The 14,915-nt window shown below is 52.5% G+C and carries 14 protein-coding genes; 13 read left to right on the top strand and 1 reads right to left on the bottom strand.

Annotated features, from left to right (window positions below; all coding sequences use genetic code 11):
* Nucleotides 1-30: 30 nt before the first annotated feature.
* The 9 genes from JJQ72_RS14115 (at nt 31) to JJQ72_RS14075 (ending at nt 9,360) form a co-directional block, all read left to right on the top strand.
* Entirely contained in the window at nt 31-885 is an 855-nt protein-coding gene (locus JJQ72_RS14115) for a polyprenyl synthetase family protein (RefSeq protein WP_407669155.1), read from the top strand.
* Nucleotides 886-968: 83 nt separating this feature from the next.
* Nucleotides 969-2,876 (top strand): 1-deoxy-D-xylulose-5-phosphate synthase, encoded by a 1,908-nt coding sequence (gene dxs, locus JJQ72_RS14110; RefSeq protein WP_208204060.1) that lies wholly within the window; start codon nt 969-971, stop codon nt 2,874-2,876.
* Between the two features lie 22 nt (nt 2,877-2,898).
* Nucleotides 2,899-3,774: a TlyA family RNA methyltransferase gene (locus tag JJQ72_RS14105; protein WP_138225495.1), complete on the top strand. Its 876-nt coding sequence runs from the start codon at nt 2,899-2,901 to the stop codon at nt 3,772-3,774.
* A 73-nt stretch (nt 3,775-3,847) separates the two neighbouring features.
* Nucleotides 3,848-4,330, top strand: coding sequence for a hypothetical protein (locus tag JJQ72_RS14100; protein WP_208204059.1), 483 nt, complete (start codon nt 3,848-3,850; stop codon nt 4,328-4,330).
* 27 nt (nt 4,331-4,357) lie between these two features.
* Complete coding sequence (gene ahrC / locus JJQ72_RS14095; protein WP_138225497.1) at nt 4,358-4,807, top strand: transcriptional regulator AhrC/ArgR; 450 nt, start codon at nt 4,358-4,360, stop codon at nt 4,805-4,807.
* Between the two features lie 31 nt (nt 4,808-4,838).
* Nucleotides 4,839-6,581, top strand: coding sequence for a DNA repair protein RecN (recN, locus tag JJQ72_RS14090; protein ID WP_208204058.1), 1,743 nt, complete (start codon nt 4,839-4,841; stop codon nt 6,579-6,581).
* A 102-nt stretch (nt 6,582-6,683) separates the two neighbouring features.
* Nucleotides 6,684-8,018, top strand: coding sequence for a SpoIVB peptidase (gene spoIVB / locus JJQ72_RS14085; RefSeq protein ID WP_208204057.1), 1,335 nt, complete (start codon nt 6,684-6,686; stop codon nt 8,016-8,018).
* Between the two features lie 194 nt (nt 8,019-8,212).
* Nucleotides 8,213-9,022, top strand: a complete 810-nt coding sequence (gene spo0A, locus JJQ72_RS14080) for a sporulation transcription factor Spo0A (protein ID WP_138225500.1) — start codon at nt 8,213-8,215, stop codon at nt 9,020-9,022.
* 125 nt (nt 9,023-9,147) lie between these two features.
* The gene (locus JJQ72_RS14075; protein ID WP_208204056.1) at nt 9,148-9,360 is read left to right on the top strand and encodes a hypothetical protein; all 213 of its coding nucleotides are present in this window, start codon (nt 9,148-9,150) and stop codon (nt 9,358-9,360) included.
* Between the two features lie 109 nt (nt 9,361-9,469).
* Here JJQ72_RS14075 and JJQ72_RS14070 read toward each other — a convergent pair whose 3' ends face one another.
* Nucleotides 9,470-9,748 carry a DUF2627 domain-containing protein gene (locus tag JJQ72_RS14070; RefSeq protein WP_208204055.1) on the bottom strand — a complete coding sequence of 93 codons (279 nt, stop codon included), beginning with the start codon at nt 9,746-9,748 and terminating at the stop codon, nt 9,470-9,472.
* Between the two features lie 146 nt (nt 9,749-9,894).
* On the opposite strand from JJQ72_RS14070, the gene lpdA reads away from it, so the two are divergent.
* From lpdA to JJQ72_RS14050, 4 genes are all read left to right on the top strand, one after another.
* A complete protein-coding gene (lpdA, locus tag JJQ72_RS14065) occupies nt 9,895-11,316 on the top strand; it encodes a dihydrolipoyl dehydrogenase (protein WP_208204054.1) in 1,422 nt (473 codons plus the stop codon).
* 162 nt (nt 11,317-11,478) lie between these two features.
* Nucleotides 11,479-12,501, top strand: a complete 1,023-nt coding sequence (locus JJQ72_RS14060) for a thiamine pyrophosphate-dependent dehydrogenase E1 component subunit alpha (RefSeq protein WP_138225504.1) — start codon at nt 11,479-11,481, stop codon at nt 12,499-12,501.
* 2 nt (nt 12,502-12,503) lie between these two features.
* The gene (locus tag JJQ72_RS14055; protein ID WP_208204053.1) at nt 12,504-13,490 is read left to right on the top strand and encodes an alpha-ketoacid dehydrogenase subunit beta; all 987 of its coding nucleotides are present in this window, start codon (nt 12,504-12,506) and stop codon (nt 13,488-13,490) included.
* A gap of 20 nt (nt 13,491-13,510) precedes the next feature.
* Nucleotides 13,511-14,884, top strand: coding sequence for a dihydrolipoamide acetyltransferase family protein (locus JJQ72_RS14050; protein WP_138225506.1), 1,374 nt, complete (start codon nt 13,511-13,513; stop codon nt 14,882-14,884).
* Nucleotides 14,885-14,915 lie beyond the last annotated feature (31 nt).

The raw sequence follows: 14,915 nt of genomic DNA, 5'->3' as shown, positions 1-14,915 counted from the left end.
GAGCAGTATATGCAAGAAATCGGGGGCCTGATGAATGATCAGCTGGGCAGCTTCCTGCCATCACAGTGGAGTGTGCCGCAAAGCTTGCAGGAATCCATGTCCTACTCCCTGATGGCGGGGGGCAAACGGATGCGGCCGCTGCTTGTGGTCGCCGCCTGCGAGGCAGGCGGCGGGAAGAGGGAGGCTGCGCTTCCGGTAGCCTGCGCAGTTGAAATGGTGCATACATACTCTTTAATTCATGATGATCTCCCGGCCATGGACGATGATGACTTTCGACGCGGCAAGCCGACGAATCATAAGGTGTTCGGTGAGGCGGCGGCTATATTGGCCGGGGACGCTCTGCTCACCCATGCATTTTACAGTGTCGTTCAAGCCTCTAGGCAGCACGGGGTCCCTGCTGATGCAGTGCTCGCTATTGTCGAGGAGCTCTCGGAGTACGCCGGCCCGAGGGGCATGGTCGGAGGTCAGGTGGCTGATATGGAAGGCGAGCAGGGCCTTACGAATCTGGAGCAGCTGGAGTATATTCACCTCCACAAGACCAGTGATCTGATCATGTTCTCGCTGCTGGCTGGCGGTAGAATCGCTGGTGTGGAGGAGAATGCGCTGCAGGCACTGCGAACGTTCGGTCATCATCTGGGGCTGGCTTTTCAAATTCAAGATGACATTCTGGATCTGACCGGAGATGAAGCCAAGCTGGGCAAAAAGGTACAAAGCGACGTCAAGCAGCAGAAGGTTACGTATCCGTACTTTATCGGCCTGGAGGCTTCACAGCAGAAGGTAGAGCAGCTAACTCGGGAAGCGAAGGAAGTTATTGAAGGTGCGGGATTAAAGGATGTTCAGCGTCTTTTGGAAATTGCCGATTATCTGATGTCCCGGGACCACTAAGCGCGATGTACATGCAAGCGGTTTTTTTGTGATATAATGTCTAATGTCTATAAACTTAACCAAGGAAAGCGGGGAGATTCATTGTGCTGCTTCCAACAATACAGCAACCGGAGCATTTAAAAACACTGTCGGTTGAGGAACTGGTCGAGCTGGCGGCCGAAATCCGCCAGTTTCTAATCGAAAAGCTATCGGTAACCGGCGGACATCTTGCATCGAATCTGGGAGTGGTGGAGCTCACGCTGGCCTTGCATTATTGCTTTGACAGTCCTTCCGATAAAATGATCTTTGATGTGGGCCATCAGGCTTATGTTCATAAAATATTGACTGGGCGCAAGGACCAGTTTGACACGCTCCGTAAATACAAGGGGCTGTGCGGCTTCGTCAAGCGCACCGAGAGTGAGCATGACGTTTGGGAAGCGGGCCACAGCAGCACCTCGCTGTCTGCAGCGATGGGCATGGCGCTCGCTCGTGATTTGAAGGGCGGCAGCAACCGCGTCGTAGCCGTAATCGGGGATGGAGCTTTAACCGGCGGCATGGCGTTTGAAGCATTGAACCATATTGGCCATGAGAAGAAGAAGCTGATGGTCATTCTGAATGATAATGAGATGTCGATCGCCCCGAATGTAGGTGCGATGCACAATTATTTGAGCAAGATTCGCTCAGACCGCCACTACCTTCGGGCGAAGGATGAGGTGGAGAGCCTGCTCAAGCGGATTCCGGCGATCGGAGATCGTCTCGCCAAGACGGCACAGAACGTAAAGGACAGCCTGAAGTATATGATGGTGCCGGGGATTCTTTTTGAAGAGCTGGGCTTTACTTATCTGGGACCGGTAGACGGGCATGATCTGGGCAAGCTGATGGATACGCTGCGCCAGGCGGATAATGTGGACGGACCGGTGTTCATTCATGTAATTACGACAAAGGGCAAGGGATACCATCCTGCAGAGAACGATTCGCATAAATGGCACGGGATCTCTCCTTACAAGATTGAGTCCGGACAGGTATTGAAATCCGTGGGTAATCCGCAATATACGGATGTGTTCGGCGCGACACTGGTGGAGCTGGGCAAGCAGGATGATCGTATTGTCGCTGTAACTCCGGCCATGCCGGGAGGGTCGGGGCTCATTCCTTTCAGCAAGGAATTCCCGGACCGAATGATTGATGTCGGTATCGCAGAGCAGCATGCAGCGACGATGTGCGCGGCCCTGGCTATGGAAGGGATGAAGCCGGTGTTTGCGGTGTACTCTACCTTTATGCAGCGTGCGTATGATCAAATTGTGCATGATATTTGCCGGCATAACGCCAATGTGATGTTCGCGATTGACCGGGCCGGCTTTGTCGGTGCAGACGGAGAAACTCATCAAGGGGTATACGATATCGCATTTATGCGTCACATTCCCAACCTTGTCATGATGATGCCGAAGGATGAGAATGAGCTTCGTCATATGATGTATACGGCGCTTGAATACAATGACGGCCCGATTGCATACCGTTACCCGCGCCTGAGCGGATTGGGTGTCAGCCTGGACGAAGAGCTGCGGAGTATCCCGATCGGTTCTTGGGAGAAGCTGAGCAGTGGAGAGGGCTGTGCTATTCTGGCGGCAGGACCTATGGTGCAGCTGGCCGAGACGGCCGCTGATATGCTGAAGCGTGAAGGGGTTCAGGTACAGATCGTAAACGCGCGGTTTATGAAGCCGCTGGATACGGGAATGCTGGATCAACTGGCGACTTCCCACACTGCGATGATCGTGCTGGAGGAAGCTTCTCAAGCAGGCAGTCTTGGCAGCGCCGTGCTGGAGTATTTTGCAGAGCAAGGGGCTTATGATGCTGTCGTTTCCCTGATGGGAATTGAGGACCGCTTCATTGAGCACGGCAGTGTCGAGCAGCAGAGGGCAGAGGTAGGCTTAACTGCCGAAGCAGTATGCGCACGGGTAAGAGAACTGACTGCACCTGCGGTCGGTGCGCGGAACAAGCGCAGTGTCTCATCCTAGTATCAGAGCTTAGGAGCATAGCATGGATTCCATACAAAAAGAACGCATTGATCTTTTGCTCGTAGAGCAGGGGTTTTATGACAGCCGGGAGAAGGCGAAGGCCGCCATTATGGCCGGCCTCGTCTATGCCGGAACAGAACGGATCGAGAAAGCGGGCATGAAAATTCCCCGCTCGGCCGAGATTCGGGTAAAGGGTGCACTGCACCCATATGTAAGCCGTGGGGGACTTAAGCTGGAGAAGGCTATTCGTACCTTCGGACTGGATCTGAAAGGAGTAAGCATGCTGGACATCGGATCTTCTACCGGCGGCTTTACAGACTGCGCGCTTCAGCATGGAGCTTCGTACGTCTATGCCATTGATGTCGGGTACAATCAGCTGGACTGGTCGCTGCGCAATGACGATCGTGTCCAGGTGATGGAACGGACGAATTTTCGCTATATGACGCCAGAAGAGCTGAAGGGTCCGAGTCCTGATTTTGCGAGCATTGATGTATCGTTTATCTCACTTAAGCTCATCCTGCCCGTCCTGAAGGTGTTAATTGGTAAGCCGGGAGATGTCGCTGCGCTGATCAAGCCCCAGTTCGAGGCCGGACGGGAGAAGGTGGGCAAATCCGGTGTGGTCCGGGACCCCAAGGTTCACCGGGAGGTGCTTCAAGAGGTGCTCGGATTTGCAGCACAGCTTGGCTTCAGCCTCAAGGGACTTACTTTTTCGCCTATTACCGGCGGTGAAGGAAATATTGAATTTCTGGCGCATTGGGCAGTGACTGCCGATGAGCCGGGCCTGCTGACGGAAGCACCGGAGCAAGAGAAGGAACATATTCCTGAGGCTCTGAGCAAGCTGATCGAGGATACGGTCAAACAGGCGGCTCATACATTCACGGGAAACTCATCGAAATGATGGGTTTCTTTTGTTGAAATAAAGGAGTTCACTTTTTCATTCACGAATTACACCTCTTGAGGTGAAACCAAAAATGCATGAAAACATCGACAGGGTGCTCATGGTGGTTTTGGCGGTTATGGCAGCAGGAGTCGTGCTGTGGCGGCTGAATCGGTGGCTGACGTCTCCGCAAACGGCCGTCTTTACGACGGTGCCTATTCACAAACAGATTGAGGATCATCCGGCGCTTGAGCTGCTTCTGCAGGACGGTTATGAGGTTATAGGCGGAAAGGTAAAGATCAATCTTTCTTTTCAGATCGGGGCACAGGAGGTGTATAGCCGCCTGTTCGTGGATTATGTAGCCTCCGATGAGGAGGGGCAGCTTTACCTGGTCAAGCTCTCGCGCGAGCGAATGGCGATGGATTGGAGCGGGGCTTCAGTAAGGGACCGGCTTATGCCGGTGCTGCTGATGTACCCGGACTGTGCCGGACTCCTCTATGTCGATGATCAGCAGGGAACGGTTCGGAAAGTAACGATGGAGTGGACAGATGAAATGTGGAGCAAGAATCATTATTAAGGGGCAAGCTCAGGAGGGTCTGGTAACATGAAGGGACAACGCCATATCAAAATCCGGGACATTATTACTCATCAGGAGATCGAGACGCAGGATGAGCTAGTTGAAGCACTGCGCGACGCAGGCTTTCAGGTCACACAGGCGACGGTATCAAGGGATATCAAGGAGCTGCTGCTGATCAAGGTCCCGATGGATGACGGACGATACAAATATTCCATGCCGACGGACCAAAGGTATAATCCCGTGCAGAAGCTAAAGCGGGCCTTGGTAGACAATTTTGTGCATATTGACAGAACGGGTAACCTGGTTGTCATGAAATGCTTGCCAGGGACGGCAAATTCCGTCGCGGTGCTGCTTGACAACATGGAATGGTCACATATTATGGGAACGATATGCGGCGATGACACGATACTCATGATCTGCCGGACCGAAGAAGACAGCGAGACCGTCGTCACGCAAATCATGGGGTATATTTCCTGATTATCATATTCCAGCGTGGAGGTGCTTCATTATGCTAGCAACCTTATCGATCCGCAACTTGGCTGTTGTTGAATCGGTGGATGTACAGTTTTTTCCGGGCTTTCATGTACTGACGGGTGAAACGGGAGCGGGAAAATCCATTATTATTGATGCGCTTGGACTTGCAGCGGGCGGGCGGGGCTCTGCAGATCTGGTCCGTTACGGCTGTGACAAAGCAGAAATTGAAGCCTTATTCGACCTCACGCCGCAGCATCCGGTATGGGAAACCTTGGAGAGGCTGGGGATTGAGGGGCATCCGGAGGAGCATTTGCTCATTCGCAGGGAGCTGACCGCCCAAGGGAAAAGCACATCCCGCATTAATGGCCAGCTGGTGAATCTCAGCATGCTTCGGGAGGTTGGAGAGCAGCTTATCAACATTCACGGGCAGCATGAGCATCAGAGCCTGCTGCGCCCGGATCGTCATCTCAGCCTGCTGGACACCTACGGAAGCTCCGTCATCGGTCCGCTGAAGCAGCGATACCAGGAGCAATACAGCTCTTATCTCCGAGTGGATAAAGAGCTGAACGAGCTGCTGGAGACCAGCCAGAAGGCGTATCAAATGCTGGATATGTATCGTTATCAGCTGGAAGAGATCGCTGCCGCCAAGCTTCGCACCGGTGAGGATGAAGAGCTCGGTGAGGAGCGCTTGAAGCTGTCACATAGCGAGAAGATGATGGACTCGGTCAGCGGTGCGTACGATATTCTGTTCGGCGCGAGCGGTCTAGAGTCCATTAGCCGGGCCTTGAACCGGGTTGAGGATGTAGCGGGCTACGATGAGAAGGAATTAAAGCCTATTCTGGAGCAGCTGCAATCCGCCTACTATCAGCTGGAGGATGCAGTATTCCAGCTACGTGACTACCGCGATGGGATTGAGTTCAATCCCGATCGTCTCAGTGAGATTGATGACCGCTTGAACACCATATCCAGTCTTCGCCGGAAATACGGGGATAATGTAGAGCAGATTCTGGAATACTACAAGAACATTGAGAAGGAAAGTAATCTTCTGGAGAACAAGGATGAGCATCTGGAGAAGCTGCGGGAAGAGCGGGAGATTTTGCTTCAACAGCTGCTGGGGACTGCAGAAGAGCTGTCCAAGGCTCGCCGTAACATGGCGGCCAGCCTTGCCGTTCAGGTGGAGCATGAGCTAAAGGATCTTCAAATGGAGAGAACTTCACTGGAGGTGAAGATCGAGCTGCAGCTGGATCCTTCCGGCAGCGTTGAATATGGTGGCCAAAAAATCCGCCTAAGCCGGCATGGAATAGACAGCGTGGAATTTCTCATCTCTCCAAACCCCGGCGAGCCGCTGCGGCCGTTGGCCAAAATTGCTTCCGGCGGCGAAATGTCCCGGATCATGCTGGCTATGAAGAGTATTTTTGCAAGACATGACCAGATTCCGGTGCTGATCTTTGATGAGGTAGACACGGGAGTGAGCGGACGCGCAGCCCAGTCTATTGCCGAGAAGCTGTTTATCCTGGCGAGAAGCTGTCAGGTATTCTCCATCACCCATCTGCCGCAGGTGGCGTGCATGGCAGATCATCAATACTTGATCGAGAAAAGACTGGATGAAGGAAGAACGATGACGCAGGTGGAGCCACTGCAGGAGAAGGGACGGGTGGAAGAGCTCGCCCGGATGCTGGGTGGCGTGGAAATCACTAAAAAAACACTTCATCATGCCCAGGAAATGCTGAATTTGGCGAAGGCGCAAAAAGCTTCCCGGCAGCCTGCGGGTCAATGATTGACAGTTATAAAAGGGTGGGGGCAAGGTTAACTTAAAGGTACGCAATTGGCGACCAACCTTTTCGTCAAGCGAAAGAAGAAAAAGGGAGCGTGACAGCCATTGAACCCCAACCTCAAGAGAAAGCTGCTCGGAATGCTGATGGCCTTCTTTCTTTGCTTTGTTGCCGCTGCCGAGCCTGTTCAATCCTTTTCCAGGCTGCCGGATCATATTTCCATGTTCAGCGGACAGCAAGGAAAGCTGCAGCTGGCAATGCCTGTACAGGCGGTGGCCTCTGTGGATCGGCCGGAAGTCGTTCAGGTTAACGGCTCCTTTCATCATGCCCAGCAGGTTTCTTTGCGCAATCCGATTCAGCTGACCTCACAGCAGGCCGGGAGCGCCCAGGTTAAACTGAAATTATTTGGTACCATTCCTCTCAAGACCGTGAACGTCGATGTCATGCCCGAACTTAAAGTAGTTCCCGGCGGCCAGACGATTGGCGTGAAGGTCAAATCTGCCGGCATTCTCGTTGTCGGACATCATCTGGTTCATGGGGGCAGTGGCGGGAAAGCTTCTCCGGGAGAAAGCGCCGGCTTGAAGCTGGGTGATCTGCTGACATCCATGAACGGTGTGCCCCTGGATAATGTCACCAAAGTGGCTGCCATTGTGGACCAGGCGGGAAAAGCCAACAAGCCGCTGAACATTATTTTTAAGCGTGACGGTCATGAAATGCAAACGAAGCTGTCTCCTGCTTTTGACGAACAGGATCAGACCTGGCGCCTGGGCCTGTACATTCGGGATTCTGCAGCGGGTGTAGGGACATTAACCTTTTACGCGCCTCATCAGAAGGTGTATGGAGCCTTGGGACATGTCATTACCGATATGAATACCCAGACCCCGATTGAGGTCGGAAGCGGTGAGATTCTTCAGTCCAACGTTACTTCCATCTCGCGCAGTGAAGAGGGAGAGCCGGGTGAGAAACGGGCGCATTTCTTGAAGGACAGCCGTGTGCTGGGTGATGTACAGAGAAATACACCGTTTGGCATCTTTGGCAAGATGAAGGATAAGCCGGAACACAGTCTTTATCCTGAACCCATTCCGGTGGGATTATCCGGTGAGGTGAGAGTGGGACCTGCCGAAATTCTTACCGTTGTAGAGGGCCAGCAGGTGGAAAGGTTCAACGTAGAAATCATTCATGTATCCAAGCAGGACGCGCCGGCTACCAAAGGGATGGTGCTCCGGATTACAGATCCGCGGCTGATTAAGAAAACGGGCGGGATTGTGCAGGGGATGAGCGGCAGTCCGATTGTCCAGAATGGCAAGCTCATCGGTGCCGTGACGCATGTGTTCGTCAACGATCCGAAATCCGGCTACGGCTGCTTTATCGAATGGATGCTTCAGGACTCCGGAGTGCTTCCGGCGAAACCTGACAGACCCAAAAATCTTAAGGCGAGCTAACGCCTTAAGATTTTTTGTCGATTGCAGGCGAATTAGAGGGTAAATTGAAATAAAATATTAATTATAAATCAGGAATTGAAAAAAATAAAGAAAAATAATTTTCGACAGAAGGAATTTAAACCCCGTTGTCGAAATCCTTTATCAAGATAATTTGGACATGAATAATCCAGGTGATCATAAAGGAGGAGCATCAATTGCAAAAGATCGAAGTGTTACTGGCTGATGATAACCGCGAGTTTACAAATTTGTTAGGGGAGTATATTTCGGAACAACCAGATATGGTGGTCAGCGGTATTGCTTATAACGGCGACGAGGTACTAAGCATGATCCAGCAGACCGGCAAGGTGCCGGATGTACTTATTTTGGATATTATTATGCCTCATCTGGACGGATTGGGCGTGCTGGAGCGTCTTCGGGAGATGAACCTTTCTCCGCAGCCGAAGGTCATTATGCTGACCGCATTCGGCCAAGAGAATATTACGCAGCGTGCTGTCCAGCTGGGCGCATCTTATTATATTCTGAAGCCTTTTGACATGGAAGTACTGGCCAGCCGGATCCGCCAGCTGGTTGGAGTATCCGGAAGCCTGGCAGGCTCCTCTTCTTTTGCTGCCTCTACATCCAAGGCCAATGTGGTTCCCATGGGCAAGGGCAAGAATCTGGATGCTAACATTACGTCCATTATTCATGAAATCGGAGTTCCAGCGCATATTAAAGGCTATCAATATTTGCGTGAAGCCATTACAATGGTGTACAACAACATTGAAATTTTGGGTGCCATCACCAAGACGCTGTATCCAGCGATCGCAGAGAAATTCAAGACCACGCCTTCACGCGTCGAGCGTGCTATCCGCCACGCGATTGAAGTAGCCTGGACCCGCGGCAATATTGACAGCATCAGCCATTTATTCGGTTATACGATTAACATCAGCAAATCCAAGCCAACCAACAGCGAATTCATAGCCATGGTGGCGGACAAGCTGAGAATTGAGCATAAGGTGTCTTGAAAGGGTTAGGGGCAGTGAGCTGACACACTTAAGGTGTGGATCATACGTCATTTCTTGTAGATGGGGAGCGAGGAGCTTACCGCACAGGAGGTGGCGTATTTCATTCTAACGGAGGGGACGAAGACATGAATAAGGAAATGAATGAATCGCGGCTTGGCCGCTATCAGGAGCTGCTGACTCAAGGAAAGCTGACCGAGGAGGCTGCCGCATGGATACTGACATTGATCCAGGAGCTGGATGCATTGGAGGAGCAGAACTATAAGCTGCGCAAAGCGGCGCTAAGGGCGTCCCGGCAAGACGTGATGTCCACAAGGCTAAAAGAAGCGCTATACGAGTAAAGTGAGCGATCCTAAGGTATAAGGTCGATAGAACACAAAAAACACCGGGAAGCTCACGCTGCCGGTGTTTCCTTCAGTCTGGTCATGATCTGCATGAAAACCATGTACCTTAATGCTTGCGTTTCTCCTTGAACCGGGGGCCGACATAATTCCGCTTCCGGTCGCGAAACAGCACCCAGCCGGCCAAAAATCCGATACCGAGAATGAACAGGATCAGTCCGCCGCCAAAGGTCAGCCAGTTAAAGCTCTTCTGAAGCGCAGTATCATCACCGTGCACAGCGATATATAGAAACAGAGCATCTTTCATCATGAGGAAGCCCTTCATAGCCATAAACCCAGGAATGACCAGAATAAGAATGGCAATAAATCGGGAGATCAGCAATTTCATATCACTACCTGCCTTGTCCATAGAGTCTACCTTATCATACCTGTTTCCAGACACACTGTCTATTTGAAAGAGACTGACATTTGTAATCATTCTAAAAGAGAGTAAAATAACAAGAGGATCAAGTACATAACGGGGGTGCCTTACAATTGACGATAACATGTGATGTTGCTGTACTCGGCGGGGGAACGGGTGGTTATACAGCGGCGATCCGGGCGGCTCAGCTGGGGAAATCTGTCGTGCTGATTGAGCAGGACAAGCTGGGTGGAACCTGTCTGCATCGCGGATGCATCCCGAGCAAGGCTCTTCTGAGAAGTGCCGAAATGTATGCAGAGATGAATCAAAGCGAAGCTTACGGCATTGAAGCTGATGGCGTTCGCCTGTCCTTCAGCAAGGTCCTGCAGCGCAAGGACAACATTGTCGGGAAGCTGCATCAGGGCGTTCAATATTTAATGAGCAAAAATAAAATTCAGGTCATATATGGAAAGGGACGTGTCATCGGACCGTCCATATTCTCGCCTCGCAGCGGAGCCGTGGCGGTGGAGCTGCCGGATGGTGAGATGGAAACGGTCGTGCCGTCTCATCTCATTATCGCTACAGGCTCCAGCCCGCGGGAGCTGCCGGGTCTGGTCCCGGACGGTCAGCGCATTATGGACAGCAGTCATGCCCTGCAGATGGAACGTTTGCCAGAATCTATCTTGATTGTGGGAGGCGGAGTGATCGGCGTAGAGTGGGCTTCTATGCTGAATGATTTCGGAGTCCGGGTTACTCTGGTGGAGGCCGCGCCCCGGCTGCTGCCAGCCGAGGATGAGGATATCAGCCGCGAGCTGAGAAAGCATATTTCAGAGCGGGGAGTGAACATCTGGACGGATGCATATGTTCAGACCGATACATACGAAGTGCGGGGAGAAGAGGTCTGCATCCAGATTGTAAAGGACGGAGTACAGCACGAAATGCGGACAAGCACGATTCTAGTATCCGTTGGCAGAAAAGGAAACGCGGATCAGATCGGCCTGGAAAATACGGATGTTTCCGTGACGGACGGCGTGATTGCCGTGAACAAGCATATGCAGACGACAGAGCCGCATATTTATGCCATCGGCGATGTCATTGGCGGGCTTCAGCTGGCCCATGCTGCGGCTCATGAAGGATTGGTGGCGGTACAGCATCTGGCTGGTCAGCCGCTGCATCCTTATCGCAGTGAATGGATTCCCAGATGCGTGTACACCCGTCCTGAAACAGCCAGCGTCGGGCTCACAGAGAAGGAAGCCAAGGCACAGAATGACAAGCTCAAGATCAGCAAGATCCCGTTCTCAGCCAACGGTAAGGCTCTCATTCAAGGGGCTGCCGAAGGCTTCTGCAAGGTGATCGCGAATGCGGAGACTGATGATATTCTAGGGGTTCATATCATTGGACCTCATGCTACGGAGTTCATTGGGGAAGCCGCCCTGGCACAGGTGCTCGATGCTGCAGCCACAGAAGTGGGCTATGTCGTCCACAGCCATCCGACGCTGTCTGAAATCGTAGGCGAGGCGATGCTGCATCTGGATGGACGAGCCATTGGAATCTGACTAGAGGTGACTCAGAGCAATCCTTCGTTTCTTTTTAGACAAAAAGGGATTATAATAAGTTAAAGCCAAGTCTTAGTACCAGGTGTTAATACTAAGTTATAGTGCGCGGTACAGGCACCATATAACTCTTTAACTTGGCTGGATGATGAAGGAGGGATCTTCATGCAAGAAGTAAGCAATTCTTCGAAGACTAGACATGAGCAGCTTGGTTTATCCGATGGCCAAGTGCTGGACATGTACAGATATATGATGATGGCAAGGAAATTTGATGAGCGGAATTTGCTCCTGCAGCGGGCAGGCAAAATTAATTTTCACGTTTCCGGCATTGGCCAGGAGGCTGCCCAGGTAGGTGCTGCCTTTGCGCTAGACCGCGAGAAGGATTATTTTCTCCCGTATTACCGCGACTATGCCTTTGTAATGGCTGTAGGCATGACTCCACGAGAGCTGATGCTTTCCGCATTCGCCAAGGCTGAGGATCCGAACAGCGGCGGACGGCAGATGCCCGGGCACTTTGGCAGCAAGCGGCTGCGTATTGTGACCGGCTCGAGCCCGGTGACGACGCAGGTGCCGCATGCAGTGGGACTCGCTTTAGCCGCGAAGATGCAGAATAAGGATTTTGTGTCCTTTGTCACCTTTGGTGAGGGCTCCAGCAACCAGGGGGATTTCCATGAGGGCTGTAACTTTGCCGGGGTTCACAAGCTTCCCGTCATTATCATGTGCGAGAACAATCAGTACGCCATCTCTGTGCCACTTCACAAGCAAATTGCCGGGCGCGTAAGCGATCGGGCTCTGGGATATGGCTTCCCGGGGATTCGCGTAGACGGGAATGATCCGCTGGAGGTGTATGCAGCGGTGAAGGAGGCTCGGGAGCGTGCGGTTCGAGGCGAAGGACCGACCCTGATCGAAGCTATGATGTACCGGCTTTCACCGCATTCCACCTCGGATAATGATCTTGCCTACCGGACGAAGGAAGAGGTAGAGGATCATTGGAAGAAGGATGGCCTGGCAGGCTTTAAGAAGTATTTGGTCGATTGCGGAATCTGGGATGAGCAGAAGGATGAGGACCTCATTGCCCAGCTAAATCTGGAAATAAAAGAAGCTACCGAATCTGCAGATCGGGCGCCGTTTCCGCTGCCAGAAGATACACTGCGGCATGTTTACGCCGAGAATGAAGGAGGAAACTAAGCATGCCTGTTATGGAGTATATCGATGCGATCCGGCTCGCGATGAAGGAAGAGCTGCAGCGGGATGACGCTGTATTCGTGCTGGGTGAGGATGTCGGCGTCAAAGGCGGCGTTTTTACGACGACGAAAGGATTAATGGAGCAGTTCGGAGAAATGCGAGTCATGGACACTCCTCTTGCTGAATCTGCCATTGCGGGCGTCGCCATTGGAGCAGCCATGTATGGGATGAAGCCCATTGCAGAAATGCAGTACTCTGACTTCATGCTGCCCGCTACGAACCAGATTATTAGCGAAGCAGCCAAAATCCGTTACCGCTCGAACAATGACTGGAGCTGTCCCATCGTAGTCCGCGCTCCGATCGGGGGCGGCATTTTCGGGGGATTGTATCATTCCCAGTGTCCGGAGTCGATCTTTTTTGGCACGCCCGGCTTGAAGATTGTAGCGCCGTTTACGGCTTACGATGCCAAAGGGCTGTTGAAGGCGGCAGTTCGGGATCCGGACCCCGTGCTTTATTTTGAGAACAAGAAATGCTACAAGCTCATTACCGGAGACGTGCCTGAGGATGACTATACCGTTCCGATCGGGAAGGCGAACCTGCTGCGCCAAGGTATGGATATTACGGTAATTGGATACAGCCAGCCGCTCTACTTCGTGCTTCAGGCTGCGGAGGAGCTGGAACGGGAAGAGGGCATCACGGCACATGTGCTGGATTTAAGAACGCTGCAGCCGCTCGATAAAGAAGGAATTCTTGAAGCTGTGAAAGAGACCGGCAAGGTAATGATCGTGCATGAGGATAACAAGACCGGTGGGATTGGAGCTGAGGTAGCTGCAATTATTGCAGAGGAATGCCTGTATGAGCTGGATGCGCCTATCACGCGAGTATGCCCGCCGGATGTTCCGGCGATGCCCATCAGCCCGCCAATGGAGAAGTTTTATATGCTGAATAAAGACAAAATTAAAGAAGCGATGCGCCAGCTGGCGCTTTACTAAAGCTACAGGGAGTTGTGAGCATGTCAGAATACGGGAAAATGACGGAGGTTGCGATGCCGCAGCTGGCCGAATCACTAGTGTCTGCCACCATCGGGAAATGGCTGAAGAAGCCGGGGGATCCCATTGAGCAATATGAGCCCATCTGTGAAGTGATGACAGATAAGGTGAATGCTGAGATCCCGTCCACACTGGACGGAGTCATGGGGGACATTCTCGCAGAGGAAGGACGCACGGTTAGTGTAGGAGAAATTATCTGTCTCATTCAAACGCAAGACGCTCCATCCCAGCCGCAGGCACAGTCTGAGGCCATAGGAGAAGGCGTTCCTGCTGCTACGGCCTCATCAAAGTCTTCAGGAGATGCCTCCATGCGCAACCGGTACTCTCCCGCCGTGCAAGCCCTGGCTTCAGAGCATGGCATTGACCTGAGCCGTGTAAACGGTAGTGGGATGGGCGGAAGAATTACCCGGAAAGATGTGATGAAGGCAATGGAGCAGCCGGCTCCGGCGGCAGGGGACACTGGAGATGTAGCAGTTAGCCCGGCTTCCGCCTCGCCTTTTGAGCCGCGCAAGGAGCCTAATGCTTCGCGCAGCAGCCAGCCATTGGACACAGCCATTCCTGACGTGCGGCATTCCGGCCTGCATCTTACCGAAATGCCGCGAATTCCGAAGATCGAGGTGGAGCAAGCCGGTTCTGGCCGTTCCGAGCAGTATATTGATGTGACGCCAATTCGAAATACGATTGCCCGGAACATGCGTCAAAGCGTCTCTGAAATTCCGCATGCCTGGACGATGATCGAGGTCGATGTGACCAATCTAGTTCTGCTGCGCAGCAAGGTGAAGGATGAGTTCAAGCGCAAAGAGGGAGTCAACCTGACCTACCTTGCTTTTCTGCTGAAGGCGGTCGTCAGTGCGATCAAGGATTACCCGATTATGAACTCCTACTGGGCTGTAGACAAGATCGTTGTCAAGCGGGATATCAATCTGTCGCTGGCTGTAGGCACCGAGGACTCTGTGATGACTCCCGTCATCAAGAATGCAGATCAAAAAAACATTGCCGGCCTTGCCCGGGAAATCGAGGAGCTGGCCCGCAAAACCCGAGAAGGCAAGCTCACGCTGGATGATATGCAGGGAGGGACCTTCACGGTGAATAATACCGGGTCCTTTGGCTCTATATTGTCCTATCCGATCATTAACTATCCACAGGCTGCGATCCTCACCTTTGAATCGATTGTGAAGAAGCCTGTCGTCATTAATGACATGATTGCGGTCCGGTCGATGGCAAACCTGTGCCTGTCACTGGATCATCGAATTCTGGATGGTGTCATTTGCGGACGATTCCTGCAGCGGGTCAAGGATAATCTGGAGGGCTTTACACCGGATACCAAGCTGTATTAATTCATCCCGTTCTGTTGAAGGTGGTAGATAC

The sequence above is a fragment of the Paenibacillus sp. F411 genome, from assembly GCF_017582705.1.
Lineage (GTDB): Bacteria > Bacillota > Bacilli > Paenibacillales > Paenibacillaceae > Paenibacillus_AQ > Paenibacillus_AQ algicola.
This window is presented reverse-complemented; position numbering and strand designations above follow the sequence as displayed.

Bases quoted from the DNA above. Each gene is read 5' to 3' on its own strand.
- JJQ72_RS14115 (WP_407669155.1), top strand. From the start codon at position 31: ATGAATGATCAGCTGGGCAGCTTCCTGCCATCACAGTGGAGTGTGCCG.
- JJQ72_RS14105 (WP_138225495.1), top strand. From the start codon at position 2,899: ATGGATTCCATACAAAAAGAACGCATTGATCTTTTGCTCGTAGAGCAG.
- JJQ72_RS14100 (WP_208204059.1), top strand. From the start codon at position 3,848: ATGCATGAAAACATCGACAGGGTGCTCATGGTGGTTTTGGCGGTTATG.
- ahrC (WP_138225497.1), top strand. From the start codon at position 4,358: ATGAAGGGACAACGCCATATCAAAATCCGGGACATTATTACTCATCAG.
- recN (WP_208204058.1), top strand. From the start codon at position 4,839: ATGCTAGCAACCTTATCGATCCGCAACTTGGCTGTTGTTGAATCGGTG.
- JJQ72_RS14075 (WP_208204056.1), top strand. From the start codon at position 9,148: ATGAATAAGGAAATGAATGAATCGCGGCTTGGCCGCTATCAGGAGCTG.
- JJQ72_RS14070 (WP_208204055.1), bottom strand. From the start codon at position 9,748: ATGAAATTGCTGATCTCCCGATTTATTGCCATTCTTATTCTGGTCATT.
- JJQ72_RS14060 (WP_138225504.1), top strand. From the start codon at position 11,479: ATGCAAGAAGTAAGCAATTCTTCGAAGACTAGACATGAGCAGCTTGGT.
- JJQ72_RS14055 (WP_208204053.1), top strand. From the start codon at position 12,504: ATGCCTGTTATGGAGTATATCGATGCGATCCGGCTCGCGATGAAGGAA.
- JJQ72_RS14050 (WP_138225506.1), top strand. From the start codon at position 13,511: ATGTCAGAATACGGGAAAATGACGGAGGTTGCGATGCCGCAGCTGGCC.